This is a genomic window from Rhizobium sp. CCGE 510, assembly GCF_000292525.1.
Classification (GTDB): Bacteria; Pseudomonadota; Alphaproteobacteria; order Rhizobiales; family Rhizobiaceae; genus Rhizobium.
On the sequence record NZ_AEYF01000044.1, the window covers coordinates 15,891 to 34,924 of the forward strand.

At 62.3% G+C, this 19,034-nt stretch carries 18 protein-coding genes and 1 pseudogene; 7 read left to right on the forward strand and 12 right to left on the reverse strand.

Annotated elements, in window-relative coordinates; genetic code table 11:
• The first annotated feature begins 6 nt into the window (after nt 1-6).
• A complete protein-coding gene (locus RCCGE510_RS20210; RefSeq protein WP_007633013.1) occupies nt 7-459 on the forward strand; it encodes a copper uptake system-associated protein in 453 nt (150 codons plus the stop codon).
• A gap of 12 nt (nt 460-471) precedes the next feature.
• Here RCCGE510_RS20210 and RCCGE510_RS20215 read toward each other — a convergent pair whose 3' ends face one another.
• From RCCGE510_RS20215 to RCCGE510_RS20225, 3 genes and pseudogenes are all read right to left on the reverse strand, one after another.
• Nucleotides 472-1,353: a patatin-like phospholipase family protein gene (locus RCCGE510_RS20215; protein WP_007633014.1), complete on the reverse strand. Its 882-nt coding sequence runs from the start codon at nt 1,351-1,353 to the stop codon at nt 472-474.
• A gap of 12 nt (nt 1,354-1,365) precedes the next feature.
• Nucleotides 1,366-1,926 carry a 16S rRNA (guanine(966)-N(2))-methyltransferase RsmD gene (gene rsmD, locus RCCGE510_RS20220; RefSeq protein ID WP_007633023.1) on the reverse strand — a complete coding sequence of 187 codons (561 nt, stop codon included), beginning with the start codon at nt 1,924-1,926 and terminating at the stop codon, nt 1,366-1,368.
• Nucleotides 1,907-3,803, reverse strand: a pseudogene (locus RCCGE510_RS20225) (pseudouridine synthase). The gene rsmD and the pseudogene RCCGE510_RS20225 overlap by 20 nt, the downstream one beginning before the upstream one ends.
• Before the next feature lie 90 nt (nt 3,804-3,893).
• Between RCCGE510_RS20225 and RCCGE510_RS20230 the strand changes: the two are divergent.
• Complete coding sequence (locus tag RCCGE510_RS20230) at nt 3,894-4,331, forward strand: nucleoside deaminase (protein ID WP_007633025.1); 438 nt, start codon at nt 3,894-3,896, stop codon at nt 4,329-4,331.
• A gap of 241 nt (nt 4,332-4,572) precedes the next feature.
• On the opposite strand, the gene RCCGE510_RS20235 is transcribed toward RCCGE510_RS20230, so the two are convergent.
• From RCCGE510_RS20235 to RCCGE510_RS20250, 4 genes are all read right to left on the reverse strand, one after another.
• Entirely contained in the window at nt 4,573-5,202 is a 630-nt protein-coding gene (locus RCCGE510_RS20235) for a hypothetical protein (RefSeq protein ID WP_007633027.1), read from the reverse strand.
• Between the two features lie 131 nt (nt 5,203-5,333).
• Nucleotides 5,334-8,225 carry an isoleucine--tRNA ligase gene (gene ileS, locus RCCGE510_RS20240; protein ID WP_007633029.1) on the reverse strand — a complete coding sequence of 964 codons (2,892 nt, stop codon included), beginning with the start codon at nt 8,223-8,225 and terminating at the stop codon, nt 5,334-5,336.
• Between the two features lie 287 nt (nt 8,226-8,512).
• Complete coding sequence (locus RCCGE510_RS20245; protein WP_007633031.1) at nt 8,513-9,496, reverse strand: bifunctional riboflavin kinase/FAD synthetase; 984 nt, start codon at nt 9,494-9,496, stop codon at nt 8,513-8,515.
• 14 nt (nt 9,497-9,510) lie between these two features.
• Nucleotides 9,511-10,359 (reverse strand): TIGR01459 family HAD-type hydrolase, encoded by an 849-nt coding sequence (locus RCCGE510_RS20250; protein WP_007633034.1) that lies wholly within the window; start codon nt 10,357-10,359, stop codon nt 9,511-9,513.
• Between the two features lie 280 nt (nt 10,360-10,639).
• Here RCCGE510_RS20250 and groES point away from each other — a divergent pair, with 280 nt between their 5' ends.
• From groES to RCCGE510_RS34825, 3 genes are all read left to right on the forward strand, one after another.
• Nucleotides 10,640-10,936, forward strand: coding sequence for a co-chaperone GroES (gene groES, locus RCCGE510_RS20255; protein ID WP_003545797.1), 297 nt, complete (start codon nt 10,640-10,642; stop codon nt 10,934-10,936).
• Between the two features lie 70 nt (nt 10,937-11,006).
• A complete protein-coding gene (gene groL, locus RCCGE510_RS20260; protein ID WP_007633036.1) occupies nt 11,007-12,650 on the forward strand; it encodes a chaperonin GroEL in 1,644 nt (547 codons plus the stop codon).
• A 235-nt stretch (nt 12,651-12,885) separates the two neighbouring features.
• Nucleotides 12,886-13,131, forward strand: a complete 246-nt coding sequence (locus RCCGE510_RS34825; protein ID WP_157179922.1) for a hypothetical protein — start codon at nt 12,886-12,888, stop codon at nt 13,129-13,131.
• 13 nt (nt 13,132-13,144) lie between these two features.
• On the opposite strand, the gene RCCGE510_RS20265 is transcribed toward RCCGE510_RS34825, so the two are convergent.
• Nucleotides 13,145-13,336 (reverse strand): hypothetical protein, encoded by a 192-nt coding sequence (locus tag RCCGE510_RS20265; RefSeq protein ID WP_007633037.1) that lies wholly within the window; start codon nt 13,334-13,336, stop codon nt 13,145-13,147.
• Between the two features lie 76 nt (nt 13,337-13,412).
• On the opposite strand from RCCGE510_RS20265, the gene RCCGE510_RS20270 reads away from it, so the two are divergent.
• Complete coding sequence (locus tag RCCGE510_RS20270; protein ID WP_007633039.1) at nt 13,413-13,859, forward strand: hypothetical protein; 447 nt, start codon at nt 13,413-13,415, stop codon at nt 13,857-13,859.
• 181 nt (nt 13,860-14,040) lie between these two features.
• On the opposite strand, the gene RCCGE510_RS20275 is transcribed toward RCCGE510_RS20270, so the two are convergent.
• Nucleotides 14,041-14,751, reverse strand: a complete 711-nt coding sequence (locus RCCGE510_RS20275; protein WP_007633041.1) for a glutathione binding-like protein — start codon at nt 14,749-14,751, stop codon at nt 14,041-14,043.
• A 212-nt stretch (nt 14,752-14,963) separates the two neighbouring features.
• Here RCCGE510_RS20275 and RCCGE510_RS20280 point away from each other — a divergent pair, with 212 nt between their 5' ends.
• Nucleotides 14,964-15,377, forward strand: a complete 414-nt coding sequence (locus tag RCCGE510_RS20280; RefSeq protein ID WP_007633042.1) for a DoxX family protein — start codon at nt 14,964-14,966, stop codon at nt 15,375-15,377.
• An 82-nt stretch (nt 15,378-15,459) separates the two neighbouring features.
• Here RCCGE510_RS20280 and hisG read toward each other — a convergent pair whose 3' ends face one another.
• The 3 genes from hisG to hisS form a co-directional block, all read right to left on the reverse strand.
• The gene (gene hisG / locus RCCGE510_RS20285; RefSeq protein WP_007633044.1) at nt 15,460-16,155 is read right to left on the reverse strand and encodes an ATP phosphoribosyltransferase; all 696 of its coding nucleotides are present in this window, start codon (nt 16,153-16,155) and stop codon (nt 15,460-15,462) included.
• Nucleotides 16,152-17,273, reverse strand: a complete 1,122-nt coding sequence (locus tag RCCGE510_RS20290) for an ATP phosphoribosyltransferase regulatory subunit (protein WP_007633046.1) — start codon at nt 17,271-17,273, stop codon at nt 16,152-16,154. The genes hisG and RCCGE510_RS20290 overlap by 4 nt, the downstream gene beginning before the upstream one ends.
• 231 nt (nt 17,274-17,504) lie before the next feature.
• Nucleotides 17,505-19,028 carry a histidine--tRNA ligase gene (gene hisS / locus RCCGE510_RS20295; RefSeq protein ID WP_007633050.1) on the reverse strand — a complete coding sequence of 508 codons (1,524 nt, stop codon included), beginning with the start codon at nt 19,026-19,028 and terminating at the stop codon, nt 17,505-17,507.
• Nucleotides 19,029-19,034: the final 6 nt, after the last annotated feature.

Consider the following 19,034-nt stretch of genomic DNA (forward strand, 5'->3'; position numbering starts at 1 on the left):
CATTCGATGAAGAAGATCATTGCCGTTCTTGCCTGCCTGCTGCTCGCATCCATGGCATCTGCAGACAACGACCCGCAACAGGCGATCCCGGCAGGATTGAAGCTGATGTTCGAAACGCCTGACAAGCCATTGGACATCGCCCCAGTCGTCGTTCAGGCCGATTGGGCGATCGCCGGCTGGCGCCAGGACGGACGCGGCGGACGCGCCTTGCTGAAAAAGACGCATCATGGCTGGAGCATCTACCTCTGCAGCGGCGACAGTCTGAAGGACGCCCGGACGCTGGAGAAGATCGGGCTCGCGGCGAATGACGCGGCCGGGCTGGCAGCGAGACTGAGAGAGGCCGAGGCCGGCCTCGATCCCTCGGCACTAACGCTGTTCTCAAGCTTCGAGGGTACGGTGGTGATGATGAACAAGGCATCAAACGGCGCGGGCGACGGCCATGAGGGCCATGCCCAATGAAACGAAGAGACGCTAGCGCTTCAGCCGCGCTTCGATCTCGCGGTCGAGAGCGAATTTCAGGTCGTCCTTGACGCCGACCGACATGGCCAGCACGTCGCGGGCCTTGAGGAAATCCATGACGCCGGTGCGGCCGACTGCCGGGCGCAGGAAAATGTGCGGCGGGCGGAGCTTCAGCTTCAGCGTGATCGCCGTCTGCATCATCAGCTGGCCGGAACCGAAGATGCTCTCCATGCGGTTCGGAATATGGGTGCCGTCGCCTTCCGGCGCGCCGACGACATCGATGCCGACGACGATATCGGCAAGATCCATCAGCGGTTCATAGGGCACCGGGTTGCTGATGCCGCCGTCGATCATCACGCGGTCGCGCAGGCGCACCGGCATGAAGACGGCGGGGATGGCGGACGAGGCGGCAAGTGCCGGAAACAACTCGCCCTCTTCGATGATGACTTCACACTGCCCGTAATAATCGGTGGTGATCACCTTCATCGGCACCAGCAGATCTTCAAAGCGAGCCGGCAGCTCGGACGGCAGAAAGGCCTTGAGGATCCGCTCCAGATTGAACTGGCCGATGCGGATGCCCTTGGCCACCGCATCCCGCACCGTCGCCGGCCGCAGGCCCCAGATGCGGCTGACGACGGCCGTCCTGTTGCCGACGGTCGCCAGCGCATGTTCGCGAATTTCGGCACCGGACATGCCGGCGGCCATGCCCGCCCCCATGATCGCACCCATCGACGAGCCTGAAACCGCCACCGGGCGGATACCGAGTTCGTCGAGCGTCTCGATCACATGGATATGGGCAAGCCCGCGCGCGCCGCCGCCGCCGAAAGCGACGGCGACCGTTGGAAGATCGCTGATCGCAGGCAATTTCGGGCTGATGATCTCTGCCTGCTGCACAGCCCACCCCGCTTATTGCGGCTGATACCGGAAAAAATGCACCCTCGTATCGCCAAAGACGCGGTTTTCGAGGAAAACATAGGAAGGATGCACGGAAACGACAATATCGGCGCGTTCTTCCAGCACCGCGATTGCGCCAGGCCGCAGCCAGCCGCCATTTGCGGCGGCCGCCATCGCCTTCTCGCCGAGACCTTTGCCATAGGGCGGGTCGGCAAACAGCACGTCGAAGGCTTCGAGATTGCCGACGCTGCCGAGATCGGTGGCATCGCGGCGCAGGATGCGCGTGCGGCCGTGCAGGCCGAGCGCATCGATGTTTTCCCAGAGCAGCGCCCTGCCCTCGACGCTGTTTTCGACGAAGAGCGCGTGGCGACAGCCGCGTGAAACGGCTTCGAGGCCAACGGCGCCGGTTCCGGCAAAAAGATCGAGGATCCGGGTGCCGTCGACACATTCCGGATAGGCATGGCTCAATATATTGAACAAGCTCTCGCGCGTCCGGTCGGCAGTCGGCCGGATATCATTGGATTTTGGCACGGCGAGAGGCCGTCCGCGAAATTCACCGCCGACGATCCGCACCGCGTGTCATTCCCTTTCCTTTTGCACCACCTCTGGACGGCCCGCCCGCAGGCTTGTCGCCGCCCGGCCTGTCACTTCCCGGCCTGTCGCCCTTCGGCTTACCGGAAAAATTCTTGGCCCCACCCGGCTTCGCACCAAAGCCCTTACCGCGTGGCTTGTCACCCGAAGGCTTATCGCCCGAAGGCCTGCCGCCCGTCGATTTATCGCCGAAGGACCGTTCGCCACGCGGACGCTCGGAGCGGCCTTCGCCGGCGGAGGCTCTGGCTGCGCGCGGACGTTCATCACCATCCTCGCGCGGTCTGCGATCACCACGCGGCTTGTCGCCGAAGGGCCGATCGCCACGCGAAGGACGATCACCGAAAGGCCGGTCGCCGCGCGGACGCTCCGAACGGGCCTTCGCCTGCAGAGCTTCTGGTCCGCGGACGTTCGTCACCCCCTTCACGGGGGCGGCGTTCGCCGCGCGCCGGGCGGTCGCCAAAACCGCGGTCTTCGCGGGCAGGCCGATCCCCGAACGAACGCTTGCGGCCGGAGCCTTCACCCTCATCCTTGCGATGGGGCTGCTCGCTCGAGCGGATCCATTCGCCGTCCTCCTCGCGCACGCGATTGATCTGCGTGCGCGGGCGATCTTCGATATGGTGGGAACCGGCACCCTTTGCTGGCGCCTGTTCGCCGCGCCGGCGCGCGGTCTGCTCATTCTTGGCGGCTTTCGCCGCAGCCTTTTCGCCAAGCGGCCGGGCGCCGGGAGCCATCCAGACATTGGCGCTGCGACGCTGGCCGAGCGGCTGAGGACGCTTCGGCTTGTCATCATCCCTGCGGCCGCCATCGCGGCGATCGTCATCTCTACGGCCGCCACCGTGGCGATCGTCGCGCTTGGTGTCGAGGCGGCTCAGCGCCCGTTCGCGCTTGTCCTCGTCGCGGCGCGGACGCTGCTCGCGCCTTTCCGGCACTGGGGCTTCAGCCTCGTCCTCGGCAGCGACGGCCGGCGCATTGTAGAGCGGCGCGTCGAAATTCGCCTTGGCTTCCTCGATGAGGCGCGGGCCGAGCTGGTCGCGAAGCGTGCGGCCGCGCACTTCGATGACATGGCCTTCCGGCAAGTCGCCGAGCTGGAACGGGCCGTAGGAAATGCGGATCAGGCGGTTGACGTCGAGGCCGAGCGCGCCCATCACGTTCTTGATTTCGCGGTTCTTGCCTTCGCGAAGACCCATGGTGATCCAGACGTTCGACGCTTGAGTGCGGTCGATCGTCGCCTCGATCGAGCCATAAAGCACGCCGTCGACGGCGATGCCGTCCTTCAGCTTGTCGAGCGCATCCTGATCGATCTCGCCATGGGCGCGGACACGGTAGCGGCGCAGCCAACCGGTGGCCGGCAGCTCGAGCGCGCGGGCAAGACCGCCGTCATTGGTCAGCAGCAGCAGGCCTTCGGTATTGATATCGAGGCGGCCGATCGACATGACGCGCGGCAGTTCTTCCGGCAGATTGTCGAAGACGGTCGAGCGGCCTTCCGGATCGGCATTGGTGGTCACCAGACCGGCCGGCTTGTGATAGAGCCACAGCCTGGTGCGCTCGATGCCGCGGATCGGCACGCCGTCAACCTCGATGCGATCGGCGAGCGTAACGTTGACGACCGGGGTGTCGAGAGCCCTGCCGTTCAGCGTCACACGACCGTCCATGATCATGCGTTCGATGTCGCGGCGGGACGCGACGCCGGCGCGCGCCATCACCTTGGAAATGCGTTCGGCCTTGGCCTCGCTATCGGTCTCTGCGGCGATCGCAGCCTTTGCCGGCTTCGGGCCGCCCGGCTTCGCGCCGGCCTTCGGCCCGTCGTCCCGTGAAAAGGGCTTTGCGCCCGGGCGTTTTGGCTTGTCTTTGGGTGTCATTTGTTGTTTGCCTGCCTTTTGGGCCTGTCTATCAGGTCACGCATCTGCGGTTAAGTGGAAATTCTTGCGATCGTGAAGACAAATCGTTTCATGGAGATGGCGCTTGAAGAAGCGCGTGCCGCCGGAGAACGCGGCGAGGTGCCGATCGGCGCCGTCGTCGTTGTCAACGATATCGCCATTTCACGGGCAGGAAACCGTACGCGCGAGCTTAAAGACGTGACCGCGCACGCTGAAATCGCGGCGATCCGGCTTGCCTGCGAAGCGCTCGGACAGGAGCGTCTCGTCGGCGCCGATCTCTACGTGACGCTCGAGCCTTGCACCATGTGCGCGGCAGCCATCTCGTTTGCGCGTATCCGCAGGCTCTATTACGGCGCCGAAGACCCGAAAGGCGGCGGCGTCGACAATGGCGTGCGATTTTATGTGCAGCCGACCTGTCACCACGCTCCGGAGGTTTATTCCGGCTTCAACGAGGTGGAAGCGGCAGAGATTTTGCGGACATTCTTTTCGCAAAAAAGAGAGGCGCCGTAATCCGCACGCATGCCGTCATCTTCGGCTTTCGCGCTATTGGCTGCCCCTCACCCTAACCCTCTCCCCGTAAACGGGGCGCGACGTGCCCTGCAAGACGTTGGCTAGGGACGGAGAGGTTGCGGCTATTCCCCTTCGCCCCGCAAGCGGGGAGAAGGTGCCGGCGGCGGATGAGAGGCTGACCGGCGCTGTCTAACAAACTCTAACCAACCAAACAGCCGCGCCTAAGCACCGGGACAAGCTGCTATTGCAGGAGGTTCCACCACTGCTTGCCGGTGTTGGCGACCGCCGCATCCTTCTTGCGCTTCTTCTGCTTCTTGAGCTCGGGCTCGCCGAGATCATCAAGCTTTGCCGGATCGTCGACGGTGCGGTAGCCGGGCGGCGGATCGGAAATATAGCGGCGCTGATCGATATAGGAGCCCTTCTGCAGGGCGCGGGCTTCACGATAGGCCTTGGTCTGGGCTTCCGTCGTGCGCCGGCCGCCTTCGATTGCCGAGCTGGCGAGCGGTGAGCGGTAATTCGGATTGTCCGAGTTCGCGTCTGCCTCCCCGACCAGGCGGGCGCGGGTTTCCTCCGGCGATTCAATCCATTGCGGATTGTCCTTGTTGGCGACCGTCTGCTGCGGCGCAACGAGGGTCTCCTTCTGCGCCTGGGCCGGCAGCACCAGCGTCGGGCGCGGCGTGTACTTGACGCCCTTGTTCTTCGGATCCGGCCCGGTCAATGACACGGACTGGCCGAGATCGTCGGTCAATTGCTCCATGGCAGTCTTGTCGGTGCCGTAGGTCGGGCTGCTGGCGCAGCTGGAGACCAGTGAGCATCCCGCCATGACGACAGACAGGCAGGCGCCCATACGGAACCAATGCGTTGCGAACATGAAAACCCTTCCAGCCACCGGTGCAATCGTTGCCCAACCGGACAACCGTCCCCCTGACGCAAAAATCCGGCCATTTTCAGGCAGCTTTTACCGGATGAACCGCGAAAACGCAATTCACCCGGCAATAATCTTCACGCGAGCACGGCAAGTTCGCGAAGGGCGGTAGCGTCGCGGGCCGAGACATCGGGATATTCGGGATCGGAACCGACATCCCTGGTGATGCGCCAGGAGCGGGCGCATTTCTCACCCTCTGCAAGCTTCGGCACGACACTGACCTCAGGCACTTCGGCAAGGCGGAAGGCATCCGCCGGGCCGTCGTCGGCCCTGATCTCGATTGCCGAGGTGATGCAGACTTCAGTGAAGTCCTGGCCTTCGAGCGCCTTCAGCAATTCCGGATCGGCGATGTGGACGACGGGCGCGGCTTCCAGCGAGGAGCCGATGCGCTTGTCCTTGCGCTCGATTTCCAGGGCGCCTGTGACAACCGAGCGGACGGCGCGGATCTTCTTCCACTTGTCGGCCAGGGCCTCGTTGCGCCATTCCTTTGCAACCGGGGCAAACTGCTCCAGATGCACGGAAACGGCAGACGGATTGCGCGACAGCCAAGCCTCTTCGGTGGTGAAGGGCAGCATCGGGGCAAGCCAGGTCACCAGGCAATCGAAGATCTGGCGGATGACGTGCAGGCTGGCGCGCCGGCGCAGGCTCGACGGCGCGTCGCAGTAGAGCGCATCCTTGCGGACATCGAAATAGAAGGCCGAAAGCTCGACATTGGCGAAGTCGATCAGCGCGCGGGCGATCTTCTTGAAGTCGAAGGCATCGTAGTTTTCGCGCACCAGCGCGTCGAGTTCGGCAAGCCGGTGCAGCATCAGCTGCTCCAGCTCCGGCAGATCGGCAAAGGCGATCTCCTCGCCCGTGTCGTGGGCGAGCGTGCCGAGCATCCAGCGGATGGTGTTGCGCAGCTTGCGATAGGCATCGACATTGGTCTGGATGATCGTCTTGCCGACGCGCAGGTCGTCGGCATAGTCCGAGGTCATGACCCAGAGGCGCAGGATGTCGGCGCCGGCATCCTTCATCACTTCCTGCGGCGCGGTGACGTTGCCCTTCGACTTCGACATCTTCTCGCCCTTCTCGTCCATGGTGAAGCCATGGGTGAGGACGGCGTTGTATGGCGCGCGGCCGCGGGTGGCAGCCGATTCCAGCAGCGACGAATGGAACCAGCCGCGATGTTGGTCTGACCCTTCGAGATAAAGGTCGGCCGGCCACTTCAGGTCCGGGCGGTCTTCGAGCGTGAAGGTGTGTGTCGAGCCAGAATCGAACCAGACGTCGAGGATATCCATGACCTGCACCCAGCGGGAGTGGTCATGATCGTTGCCGAGGAAGCGCTCCTTGGCGCCTTCGGCAAACCAGGCGTCGGCGCCCTCCTGTTCAAACGCTTCGAGGATGCGGGCGTTGACGGCGGCGTCGACCAGGACCTCGCCCTGCTCGTCGGCAAAAACGGCGATCGGCACGCCCCATGCCCTTTGACGAGAAAGAACCCAGTCCGGGCGGCCCTCGATCATCGCCCGCAACCGGTTCTGGCCGGCGGCGGGCACGAAGCGGGTGTCGTCGATCGCACCGAGCGCGCGAGAACGCAGCGTGGAACCGTCGGCAAGGGTCTTGTCCATATAGACGAACCATTGCGGCGTGTTGCGGAAGATCACCGGCTTCTTCGAGCGCCAGGAATGCGGATACTGATGCTTCAGTCGGCCACGGGCAAAGAGCGCCTTGCATTCGATCAGAGCCTTGATGACGCGGTCGTTGGCATCGCCCTTCTTGCCGTTGTCGTCGATGACGCGGGCGCCTTCGAAGCCTGGGGCGTCCGATGTGTAGAAGCCGCCGTCATCGACCGGGAACGGGATCTTGGTGTCGATGCCGCGGGCCTCAAGCGAGCGGACAGCCGACATCCAGGCATCGAAGTCTTCGCGACCGTGGCTGGGTGCCGTATGAACGAAACCGGTGCCGGCATCGTCGGTAACGTGGTCGCCGTCGAGCAGGGGCACGGCGAATTCATAGCCGCCGCCGAGACCCTTGAAGGGATGAGCGCAGGTCATCGCTGCGAAGTCGGCGGTAGAGACATCGCCCAGGCGCTGGTACTGCAGCTTGGACTTGGCGAAGGATTCTTCAGCCAGCTTGTCGGCAAAGATCAGCTTTTCGCCGGGACGCGGACCAAATTCGTTCTCGGCAGCCATCACCTCATAGAGACCGTAGGAGACACGCGCGGAAAAGGAGATCGCCCGGTTGCCGGGGATCGTCCAGGGCGTGGTCGTCCAGATGACCACGAACGCATCCTTGAGCGCGGCCGGACCGTCGACGACCGGGAATTTCACCCAGATCGTGTCGCTCTCGTAGTCCTGGTATTCAACTTCAGCTTCGGCCAGTGCCGTACGCTCGACGACCGACCACATGATCGGCTTGGAGCCGCGATAGAGCTGACCGCTTGCGGCGATCTTCAAAAGTTCGCCGGCGATGCGCGATTCCGCGTGGAAGTTCATCGTCGTATAGGGATTGTCGAAGTCACCCTCGATGCCGAGACGCTTGAACTCTTCGGCCTGGGTCTTGATCCAGCCGGTGGCAAATTCACGGCATTCGCGGCGGAATTCGTTGACCGGGACATCGTCCTTGTTCTTGCCCTTCTCGCGGTACTTCTCTTCGATCTTCCATTCGATCGGCAGGCCGTGGCAATCCCAGCCGGGCACGTAGTTGGCGTCGTAACCGCGCATCTGGAACGAACGGTTGATGACATCCTTGAGGATCTTGTTCAGCGCGTGGCCGATATGGATGTTGCCGTTGGCATAGGGCGGGCCGTCGTGCAGCACAAACTTTTCGCGGCCGGCGGCCGAGGCGCGCAGTTTCTTGTAGAGACCCATCTCCTGCCAGCGCTTGACCAGCTCCGGCTCCTTCTGCGGCAGGCCGGCGCGCATCGGGAAATCGGTTTCAGGCAAATAGAGGGTCTTCGAATAGTCGATCTTTTCGGCTGTGTCGGTCATATCGGGACAATCGTTTCTGGCGGCCCAGAAAGGGGCGCAACGGCGTGAAAAAGCTGGTGACGGAAGCGCTTATATCCAAGCGCTGAAAACCCGGACCTCCCGGCCGCTTAGCGCGCGCGGAAGGCCGGGCCGATAATTCGCATCGTCATCGCCAGCCGAAATTTCGTCATAGCGGCGGTTCATAGGCGTTTTTGACTGGAAAAGGAAGAGCAGAATTCGCGGGTGCGCCATCGGCAGCAATGGCGGGAATCACTAGTCTACCCGCGACTGCCACACTCATCGCGACCTCAGGAAAAACAAAGCTTCCGGTCGAGTTCGCCGAGCGGTTTCACCCCGGAAAGCAGTGCTCTCGCCTCCTCCTCGTCGCGCTTGATCTGGGCGACCAGCGGATCGAGGCCGTCGAATTTCAGCTCGGGCCTGATATAGCCGAAGAAGGAGACGGCGCAGCGCTGGCCGTAGAGGTCCCCGCTGAAGTCGAAAAGATAGGTTTCGAGCAGCGGCGCGCCGTTTTGCGTCACCGTCGGGCGGCGGCCGTAGCTTGCGACGGCGTCGTGCAGCGTGCCGTCTTGGCGGCGGAAGCGGACGGCGTAGATGCCGGCGGCGAGTTCGACCTCCGGCGGCAGGCGCATGTTGGCGGTGGGAAAACCGAGCTGCCGGCCGAGCTTTTCGCCGTCGATCACTTCGGCCTCAACCGTGTAATGATAACCCAGCATGCCGGCGACTTCGCTGACATTGCCATCGCTTAAAAGCGCGCGGATATGGCTCGAAGAGACGACGTCGGCGTTTTCGTCGCGGAAGGCGTCGATCAGGGTGACGCCGAAGCCATAGGTCTGACCGGCATTCATCAGAAAAGCGGGACCGCCCTCGCGGCCACGGCCGAAATGGAAATCGAAGCCGGTGACCACCTCTGAGGCGCCGAGCCAATCCTTGAGAATCGAATGGATGAAATCGTCGGCCGAGCGCTGAGAGAACTCATGATCGAAGGGATATTCGATGACGGCGCTGAAACCGAGCGTTTCCAGGATGCGGGCCTTCAGCGGCGCCGGCGTCAGGCGGAAGACCGGCGCCTCAGGCCGGAAGACCGTGCGCGGATGCGGCTCGAACGTCAGCACCAAGGCGGGGATGCCGCGCGCCCTGGAGATTTCGAGCGCGCGGTTCAGCACCGACTGGTGGCCACGGTGCACGCCGTCGAAATTGCCGATGGCAATGACGCCGCCCTTCAGATGGGCCGGCAAGGGTTCCCGGGTTTCATTGCGGTGGAAAACGGTCATCGGCTGGCTTCTCTTTATGCAAGGCGCGGCATCCACCACTTCGGCGCGGCGTTTTCCCGATCAAGATAGGCGTTGAGGATCGCCTCGTCGGTCTCGCCGTTCAAGGTGTATTCCTTGGCGTGAATACCGCCGCTGATGTAGAGAAGGTCGAGGCCGTAATTCAAGGCGCCGCGCACATCAGTCGGCATGCCGTCGCCGATCGCCAGCACGCGGTCGACGGGAAAATCGCCGCGAAGCTCGCGAGCAGCGGCCAGCGTCGCCTCGTAGATCGGCCGGTGCGGTTTACCGGCAATGCGGGTGCTGCCGCCAAGCTGCTCATAATAGGCGGCCATGGCGCCGGCGCAGGGGATGATGCGATGGCCGCGCTCGACGACGAGGTCGGGATTGGCGCAGATCATCGGCACCTCGCGGGCTTTGAATTCCAAAAGCATGTCGGTGTAATCCTCCGGCTTCTCGGTTTCGTCGTCGAAAAAGCCGGTACAGACCAACGATTGCGCTTCGCTGGCCGGACTACGCTCGACGCCAATGCCTTCGAGAAGCGCCTTGTCGCGCTCGGGGCCGAGCAGAAAGACCGTCTTCGGCCCTTCGGCAATCAGCCGGCGGGTGACGTCGCCTGATGTGACGATCCTGTCATAGGCGCTGTCGGGAACGCCGATCTGGCGCAGTTGCTCGACCACCTGCCAGGAAAGGCGCGGCGAATTGGTGATGAGGACGACGGCGACGCCGTTGGCGCGGGCCGCTTCAAGGGCAGCGGCTGCCTTCGGGAACGGATCGACGCCATTGTGAACGACGCCCCAGACATCGCAGAGCACCACATCATAGTGACCTGTTATCTCCGAGAAGTTTTCTATCCGCCTGGCCATTCCGATTTCCCCGCTTCAGTCACCGGTGACATTGCAAAGGCGCAAGGCGATGGCAAGGCATTTTCTTTGCCGTGCTGCAACGGGCGGGGTTTCGGCCGCAATCTCCGCAATTCTCCGGCCTCTTCACAATTCCGGCACAAAAATTCGTGATGGCTCTCATTGACTCCTTTCGGAGCCATCCCTAAATGCTCGTCGCTAGCACTCACCGCAAGGGAGTGCTAACATATATCCATGTGGGCCGATCCGGCCCGCGAATGTCATTCGATCGAGGGATTAGACAATGGCAAGCACCAACTTCCGCCCCCTTCACGACCGCGTCGTTGTTCGCCGCGTTGAGTCCGAAGCCAAGACCAAGGGTGGCATCATCATTCCCGATACCGCCAAGGAAAAGCCGCAGGAAGGCGAAATCGTCGCCGTCGGTTCCGGCGCGCGCGATGAGTCCGGCAAGGTCGTCGCACTCGACGTCAAGGCTGGCGACCGCATCCTGTTCGGCAAGTGGTCCGGCACCGAAGTCAAGATCGACGGCGAAGACCTTCTGATCATGAAGGAAGCCGACATTATGGGCATCATCGGCTGATCAGCCGCTGGCCTTTCCGACTTAGCCTACGGGTCCAGAACCCGGACACTCGAAATGAGGAGTTTCAATCATGGCATCTAAAGAAATCAAGTTTGGTCGCACCGCGCGCGAAAAAATGCTGCGTGGCGTCGACATTCTCGCCGATGCAGTCAAGGTAACGCTCGGCCCGAAGGGCCGTAACGTCATCATCGACAAGTCCTTCGGCGCTCCGCGCATCACCAAGGACGGCGTTTCCGTCGCCAAGGAAATCGAACTCGAAGACAAGTTCGAAAACATGGGCGCGCAGATGGTCCGCGAAGTCGCTTCGAAGACCAACGACATCGCCGGCGACGGCACCACGACTGCAACCGTTCTTGCCCAGGCGATCGTTCGCGAAGGCAACAAGGCCGTTGCAGCCGGCATGAACCCGATGGACCTGAAGCGCGGCATCGACCTCGCTGTTGCTGACGTCGTGAAGGATCTCCAGGCCAAGGCCAAGAAGATCTCCACCTCGGAAGAAGTTGCACAGGTCGGTACGATCTCGGCAAACGGCGACAAGCAGGTCGGTCTCGACATTGCTGAAGCCATGCAGAAGGTCGGCAACGAAGGCGTCATCACGGTTGAAGAAGCCAAGACCGCCGAAACCGAACTCGAAGTCGTCGAAGGCATGCAGTTCGACCGCGGCTACCTCAGCCCCTACTTCGTGACCAACCCGGAAAAGATGATCGCCGACCTCGAAGACGTCTTCATTCTCCTTCACGAGAAGAAGCTCTCGAACCTGCAGTCGATGCTTCCGGTTCTCGAAGCTGTCGTTCAGACCGGCAAGCCGCTCCTGATCATCGCTGAAGACGTCGAAGGCGAAGCTCTTGCTACGCTCGTCGTCAACAAGCTGCGCGGCGGCCTGAAGATCGCTGCCGTCAAGGCTCCTGGCTTCGGCGATCGCCGCAAGGCCATGCTCGAAGACATCGCCATCCTGACCGGCGGCACCGTGATCTCCGAAGACCTCGGCATCAAGCTCGAATCCGTCACGCTCGACATGCTCGGCCGTGCGAAGAAGGTTTCGATCTCGAAGGAAAACACCACGATCGTCGACGGTTCGGGCGCCAAGACCGACATCGAAGGCCGTGTTGCACAGATCAAGGCTCAGATCGAAGAAACCACTTCGGACTATGACCGCGAAAAGCTGCAGGAACGTCTTGCCAAGCTCGCTGGTGGCGTCGCCGTCATCCGCGTCGGTGGCTCGACGGAAGTCGAAGTGAAGGAAAAGAAGGACCGCATCGACGACGCGCTCAACGCGACACGCGCTGCTGTTCAGGAAGGCATCGTCCCAGGCGGCGGTATCGCTCTGCTGCGCTCCTCCACGAAGATCACCGTCAAGGGTGCAAACGACGACCAGGAAGCCGGCATCAACATCGTTCGCCGCGCCCTGCAGTCGCTGGTTCGTCAGATCGCTGAAAACGCAGGCGACGAAGCTTCGATCGTTGTCGGCAAGGTCCTCGACAAGAACGAAGACAACTACGGCTACAACGCCCAGACATCCGAATATGGCGACATGATCGCCATGGGTATTGTCGACCCGCTCAAGGTTGTCCGCACGGCACTGCAGAACGCTGCTTCTGTTGCATCGCTGCTGATCACCACCGAAGCCATGATCGCCGAGCTGCCGAAGAAGGATTCGGCTGGCGGCGGCATGCCGGGCGGCATGGGCGGCATGGGCGGAATGGACATGATGTGATAGGCCAGCGGCCTTTCACAGCATCGTTCATGAATCCGCCCATCATCTAAGATGGTTCAGCGCGTCAAGCGCGCTGAACGGGCGGAATGGACATGATGTGATAGGCGAAAGCCGTCGCTGACACCATTCCGGTCTCCGGAACAGGAAGGGCGGCCCTCGGGTCGCCCTTTTCGTTTGTCCTACAGCTCTTTGCTTTTATGCATTTCGTTATCCGGGAACCGCGGCACACCTCCTGATGAGATGCATCAAGCGATTCGAAGCGGGGCCCGATGCAGCGAATGAAATCCTCAACCCATCGCATATGGCTGCCCGCGAGGCGGGAAGCTTTCGCGAGGCTTGCGTTGCCGCACTTTTTCAAGACGCCGGTCTTGGCGGGAGATTGCCGCGTTGCGGCGCCATTTCTGACCTCATGTTGAGTGAAACCGTTTCCAAAGCCCGTAAAATTGATATTTCGGCTCTGTCTCCCCGCGAAATCACTTGAGATGCCGGCATCCTCAAAAAATACCGATGCCAACACCCCTGAAAAAGCCGTTGCCGTTTGTACGAAAGCCCCTATAAATCCGCGCTGCCATCCAAACGCGCCCGGCGATGATTTTCGCCATCAGACGAGCGCGGAAAGGCGATGCTTGATGTTCCGCCGGCCCGTTGGCCGCCGCAAGGATCGCCGGTAAAAGCGCGGGCATCATGCCTGCTGCTGCGTGATCCTGTTTTTGTGTTTACCGAGCGTGCGGCGGAGGAGCTGCATCCGAACGGGGGAACGCCTTGTTTAAGATCGCCAATACCAACGCCGCCGTACCTTTGATGCCCGGCTCGCTGGACCACCATAATCAAAATCACCAGATGGCGGCTCAGTTTTCGATTTCCGAAGCCTGGACCGGAGACCTGTCGAGCGGGATGCTGCGTCTGGCCGAATGGAGCGCGAGGCTGCACGGCCTCTCCGCACAGGAATGCGGCTTGCTCAGCCTGATCCGCTGCTATGACGCCAAGGACCGCGGCCACATATTGGAGCTGTTCGAGCAGGCGGCGACGCTCTGCTCCTCCTTCTGCTTCTCGACGACGATCATCATGCCGAACGGCTTGCGCCAGCCGCTGTTCTGCATGGGCGAGTCAAACGGGCTCGAGAAAAAATACAGCGGCAGCCTGGTCGGCGTCTTCATCTTTCCACGCTTCAAGCTTGAAGGTCCGAGACAGATCACCAGCCGGCAATAGCGGCGCGAGTGGCTGCCCCTCACCCTAACCCTCTCCCCGTAAAAAACGGGGAGAGGGGACGTGCCCTGCGAGACGTTAGTGGGGTACGAAGAGGTCGCGGCTTGTCCCTTCGCCCCGTTTACGGGGAGAAGGTGGCGGCAGCCGGATGAGGGGCCGGTATCGGCGATCTCTAGGCGGTCCGTTACTCCGGCTTGACCGGTATGTTGAGGCCCCTGCCACTCGCCGGCCGGGCGATGCAGCGCTCGAGCCAGTCCGAGACGGCGGGGAATTTCGCATATTCGAGAACCTCGCGACCGCCATAGAAGATATCGGCGCCACGAACCCAGGTGAAGGTGGTGATGTCGGCGATGGTATACTGGTCGCCCATGATCCACTGACGGGTTTTCAGCCGGTCTTCGAGCACGCCGAGCAGCCGTTTGGACTCGTCGCGATAACGCTCCACCGGATAGGAATTGTTGGCGACCTTGTCGGCGGCGAATTTGTGGAAATGCCCGAACTGCCCGAACATCGGGCCGATGCCGCCCATCTGAAAAAATACCCACTGAATGCATTCATAGCGGCCGGCAGCATCGGCGGGGATGAGCTTGCCGGTTTTTTCGGCGAGATAAAGCAGGATGGCGCCGGATTCGAACAGGCCGATCGGTTTACCATCAGGCCCGTTCGGATCGATGATCGCCGGAATGCGGCCGTTCGGGTTGAGAGATTCGAATTCCGGCGACTTCTGTTCGTTGGCGGCAAAGGAAACATAATGCGGCTCATAGGCGAGGCCGAGTTCCTCGAGGGCGACGGAAACCTTCACCCCATTCGGCGTCTGCAGGGAATAGAGCTGGATGATGTCGGAATTTCTAGCGGGCCAGCGCGCCGTGATCGGAAATGCGGACAGATCTGCCATCGGATTCTCCTTGTTGGGCGCCGACCATAAGAGACCGGACACGGCAAAGGCAAGCGGCCGCCTGTAGGGCATCGTTTCATATTATTGAACAAAGTGTCCCCGTTCGTTTATCTTTCCACAACGGCAGAAATGAGCGACATAGGAGGCATCCGAGGTCCACACGGTGCCGGGGCACCAAGATCTCCAGAGCCATTCAAACGGAGACAACGTCCATGTCGAACACCATTATCCTGATTGCCCGTATTCTTCTGTCTTTCATGTTCGTCCTTTCCGGCTTCATGAAGCTAACCGATCCTGCCGGGACTGCGGGGATGATCGCCGGTGCCGGCCTGCCGGCAGCAACCCTGTTGGCCTATGTCGCAGGCCTTTTCGAACTGCTCGCCGGCCTTGCGGTTCTCACAGGCTTCCAGGTTCGCATTGCCGGCTGGCTGCTCGCGGGCTTCTGTGTCTTCACGGCCCTCGCCTTCCATCTGCCCTACGCAAGTGGCGCGGAACTCGTGAATATTCTCAACCAGATCATGGTCATGAAGAACATCACGCTTGCCGGCGCGTACATATTGCTCGCCACCGTCGGTGCCGGTGCCTATTCGATTGACGCCCGCCGCGGCGTGTATGCGGCTGCCTGATCCAGCAGACATCCTCCCAGACATGAGAGAACCCGCCGTCATTGAATTGACGGCGGGTTCTCTTATGCATTGATGGCTGGGATCAGAGGGCGGCGCGCACGGCCTCGACGATTGCCTGGACGGCGGGTTCGTCCGCATGGCTTTCCCTGCGGGCGCGCACAAGGCAGGCCTGCGAATGCAGGATGACGCCGTCCTGAAGCACCTTCAGGCGGTTGGCGCGCAGCGTCGAGCCGGTGGAGGTGATATCGACAATGATATCGGCCGAGCCGGAGGCCGGAGCACCCTCGGTGGCGCCGAGGCTTTCGACGATCCGATAAAGCTGGATTCCGTGCTGGCTCGAAAAGAACTGCTGGGTCAGCCGCCAGTATTTGGTGGCGATGGCAAGGCGCCTGGAATGACGGGCACGGAAATCGGCGGCGACATCGACGAGATCGGCCATGGTCTCGACATCCAGCCAGATCTCGGGCACGGCGACGACGACGTCGGCTTGGCCGAAGCCGAGCCGGGCGCAGAATTCGACCCGCTTGTCGACTTCTGCAAAGCCTTCCCGCATCAGATCTTCGCCGGTGACGCCGAAATCGACGGTGCCGTTGCCAAGTTCGCGGGAAATTTCGGAGGCCGAGAGAAAAGCGATTTCGACATCGTCCCAGCCTTCGACGCGGCCGCGATAGGAGCGGTCGTTGCCGACAGCCGTGATCGGCATGCCGGCCCGCTCGAAGATTGCCAAAGCATCGTCCTTCATCCGGCCCTTGGAGGGAAGCGCAATGGTAATGGTCATACGGCTGCCCTTTCGGTTTCGATGCGGTCGAGCCAGAAGGAAAAGCCGACGGCCGGAATGCGGTCCGTTGCGCCAAGGAAGGTCAGCAGCCGGTCGAAGCGGCCACCACCGGCCAGAACCGCGATCGAACCCTCAACCGTCACCTCGAAGACGAGGCCGGTGTAATAATCGAGCGGCCGTCCGAAGGCGGCGCGGTAGTCCACGCAAGAGAGGTCGACACCGGCATTGGCAAGGGCGGCGACGCGGCCGTTGAAGCGCTGAAGCGCGTTGCCGAGTTTCAGGCCGGCCGCATCGGCGAAACCGGCAAGGGCGGCGGACGCATTGACGAGCGGCACGTGGAGCGACAGAAACTCCTCCAGCACATGGAAGGCCGCGTCGTCGAGACGGGTTTCGGAAAGGATGAGTTTTTCCTTGAGCCTTCGGGCAATCTCCAGCGGCGAGCGGCCGGCATTGGCCGAATAACCCGTCGCCTGCATTTCCTGCTCGATATGAGCGACCAGCGCCTGCTCGTCGCCCGATGCGACAAGCCTGGCAATATCGTCGTCCAAGCCAGTGACGAATTGCGGGCTGACGAGGCCGGCGAGCAGGGCTTCCAGCTGCGTCATGTTGCCGAAGGCGTGGATCAGGCGCTTCTGCCAGCCGAGCGGCAGGCCGAGCGCCTGGACGACGGCCTCGAACACCGCCTGGTCGCCTAATGTCACCGACAGGCGCCGGCCGGGCAGCAGGCGGGCGAGAATGCCGGTGGCATCGCCGATGGCACGGGCGTCGGCACCCGACAGGTTGATATCGCCGAGATCCTCGATCCCGGCCTGATAGAATTCATTGGCGCCGTCGCGGCGCTGGCGGAAAACCTCGCCGAGATAGGCGTAACGCTTGGGCGTGCCGGTCGCCGTCTCGATATGGCGCAGGCAGACGGGGATGGTGAATTCTGGACGCAGGCAGAGGCTGGCGCCGGTTTCGCTCTCCGTCATGAAGATGCGGCGGCGCAGATCCTCGCCGGCGATATCGAGAAAGGGTTCGGCCGGCTGGATCACCGGCGTGTCGATGCGCTCGGTGTTGCGGGCGCTAAATTCGGCCAGCAGGTCGGCAGCGAATTCGGGGAGGTTGATCAGGGGCATGCCACACTCCGAGCGATGGGCGAAGGGCGTGTGGGGACACACCCCCCTCTGCCCTGCCGGGCATCTCCCCCACAAGGGGGGAGATCGGCAAGACGCGCCGGCTCCCCGGGATATTGAGCGTGGGCCAAGTAGCTTGGGCCCCCCAAGGCGTTTGATTGGGGCAATAGGCCGCTACTATCCAATCTCCCCCCTTGTGGGGGAGATGCCCGGCAGGGCAGAGGGGGGTATGCCTCAGACATCGCCGCCTGCCCTCTTCCGATCCTCCGCCTGCGCGGCAAGGATGTCCCTGACCTTGGCGACGAGGTCGGCTTCCGGCGCTGTCTCCTGGGCGACGCGGGCCTCGCGCCAGCTGGCATTGTCCTCGATTTCGCCGGAGAGCCGCTTGCCCTCGATCAGATCCTTGATCTGCACGACGCCGGTTGCCCGCTCGTCGCCGCCCTGGATGATGGCGACGGGGCAGCCGCGGCGGTCGGCATATTTCAGCTGGTTGCCGAATTTCTTCCAGTTGCCCTGGTACATCTCGGCGCGGATGCCGGCGGCGCGCAGTTCCTGCGTCATCTTCTGATAACGGCCCATCGCCTCGACATCGCCGTCCATGACGGTCACCAGCACCGGCTCGATCACTTCGCTGGCGCCAAGCTTGCCGAGGTTCTTGAGTGCCGTCATCAGCCTGGAGACACCGATCGAAAAGCCCGTCGCCGGCACCGGCTGACCCATGAAGCGGGAGACGAGGCCATCATAACGGCCGCCGCCGCCGACCGAACCGAAGACGACCTTTTCGCCCTTTTCGTTGGTGACGTCGAAGCTGAGCTCGGCCTCGTAGACCGGGCCGGTATAATATTCGAGGCCGCGCACGACCGAGGGATCGATCTTGATACGATCGGACTGATAGCCGGCGCTCGTGACCAACGCCCCGATGAAATTCAGCTCGTCGACGCCTTCGACGCCCTTCGAGGTTCCGGCAACGAGCTCGGCCAGGCGCGAAGCACTTTCGGCATAGTCCTCGATGCCGACGAAGAACAGCACCTTGTCGATCTGCGCCTGGTCGAGGCCGGCGCCCTTGGTGAAGTCGCCGGAGTCATCCTTGCGGCCGGGACCGAGCAGCAGGGCCACGCCTTCCGGCCCGAACTTGTCGAGCTTGTCGATGGCGCGCAGCACGTTGAGCCGCTGGCCGGCCTTGTCGTCGCCGCCGAGACCGATCGCCTCCAGGACGCCATCCAGTACCTTGCGGTTGTTGACGCGGATGACATAGTCGCCGCGTTTGATGCCGAGGGCCTCGAGCGTATCGGCCATCATCATGCACATTTCGGCATCGGCCTGAACACCCGGCGCGCCGACCGTATCGGCATCGAACTGCATGAACTGGCGGAAGCGGCCAGGCCCCGGCTTTTCGTTGCGGAAGACGTAACCGGCACGATAGGTGCGGTAGGGAAGCTGGATCTCGTTGAAATTCTCGGCGACATGACGGGCAAGCGGCGCGGTCAGGTCGTAGCGCAGCGACATCCATTGCTCGTCATCGTCCTGCAGCGAGAAGACACCCTCGTTCGGCCGGTCGCTGTCGGGCAGAAATTTGCCGAGCGCATCGGTATATTCGAACAGCGGCGTTTCGAGCGGATCAAAACCATAATGCTCATAGACTTCCCGGATCTTTGCCGTCATCTCGTTGACGGCGCGGATATCGCCGGCCGTCCGGTCGACGAAGCCGCGCGGCAGGCGGGCCTTGAGCTTTTGCGGTTTCTTCTGCTTGTCGTTCATTTCCGG

What these genes read in the sequence shown, in the direction of transcription:
- RCCGE510_RS20210 (WP_007633013.1), top strand. Translation starts at nt 7, where the DNA reads ATGAAGAAGATCATTGCCGTTCTTGCCTGCCTGCTGCTCGCATCCATG.
- RCCGE510_RS20230 (WP_007633025.1), top strand. Translation starts at nt 3,894, where the DNA reads ATGGAGATGGCGCTTGAAGAAGCGCGTGCCGCCGGAGAACGCGGCGAG.
- RCCGE510_RS20235 (WP_007633027.1), bottom strand. Translation starts at nt 5,202, where the DNA reads ATGTTCGCAACGCATTGGTTCCGTATGGGCGCCTGCCTGTCTGTCGTC.
- ileS (WP_007633029.1), bottom strand. Translation starts at nt 8,225, where the DNA reads ATGACCGACACAGCCGAAAAGATCGACTATTCGAAGACCCTCTATTTG.
- RCCGE510_RS20245 (WP_007633031.1), bottom strand. Translation starts at nt 9,496, where the DNA reads ATGACCGTTTTCCACCGCAATGAAACCCGGGAACCCTTGCCGGCCCAT.
- RCCGE510_RS20250 (WP_007633034.1), bottom strand. Translation starts at nt 10,359, where the DNA reads ATGGCCAGGCGGATAGAAAACTTCTCGGAGATAACAGGTCACTATGAT.
- groES (WP_003545797.1), top strand. Translation starts at nt 10,640, where the DNA reads ATGGCAAGCACCAACTTCCGCCCCCTTCACGACCGCGTCGTTGTTCGC.
- groL (WP_007633036.1), top strand. Translation starts at nt 11,007, where the DNA reads ATGGCATCTAAAGAAATCAAGTTTGGTCGCACCGCGCGCGAAAAAATG.
- RCCGE510_RS34825 (WP_157179922.1), top strand. Translation starts at nt 12,886, where the DNA reads ATGAGATGCATCAAGCGATTCGAAGCGGGGCCCGATGCAGCGAATGAA.
- RCCGE510_RS20265 (WP_007633037.1), bottom strand. Translation starts at nt 13,336, where the DNA reads ATGATGCCCGCGCTTTTACCGGCGATCCTTGCGGCGGCCAACGGGCCG.
- RCCGE510_RS20275 (WP_007633041.1), bottom strand. Translation starts at nt 14,751, where the DNA reads ATGGCAGATCTGTCCGCATTTCCGATCACGGCGCGCTGGCCCGCTAGA.
- RCCGE510_RS20280 (WP_007633042.1), top strand. Translation starts at nt 14,964, where the DNA reads ATGTCGAACACCATTATCCTGATTGCCCGTATTCTTCTGTCTTTCATG.
- hisG (WP_007633044.1), bottom strand. Translation starts at nt 16,155, where the DNA reads ATGACCATTACCATTGCGCTTCCCTCCAAGGGCCGGATGAAGGACGAT.
- RCCGE510_RS20290 (WP_007633046.1), bottom strand. Translation starts at nt 17,273, where the DNA reads ATGCCCCTGATCAACCTCCCCGAATTCGCTGCCGACCTGCTGGCCGAA.
- hisS (WP_007633050.1), bottom strand. Translation starts at nt 19,028, where the DNA reads ATGAACGACAAGCAGAAGAAACCGCAAAAGCTCAAGGCCCGCCTGCCG.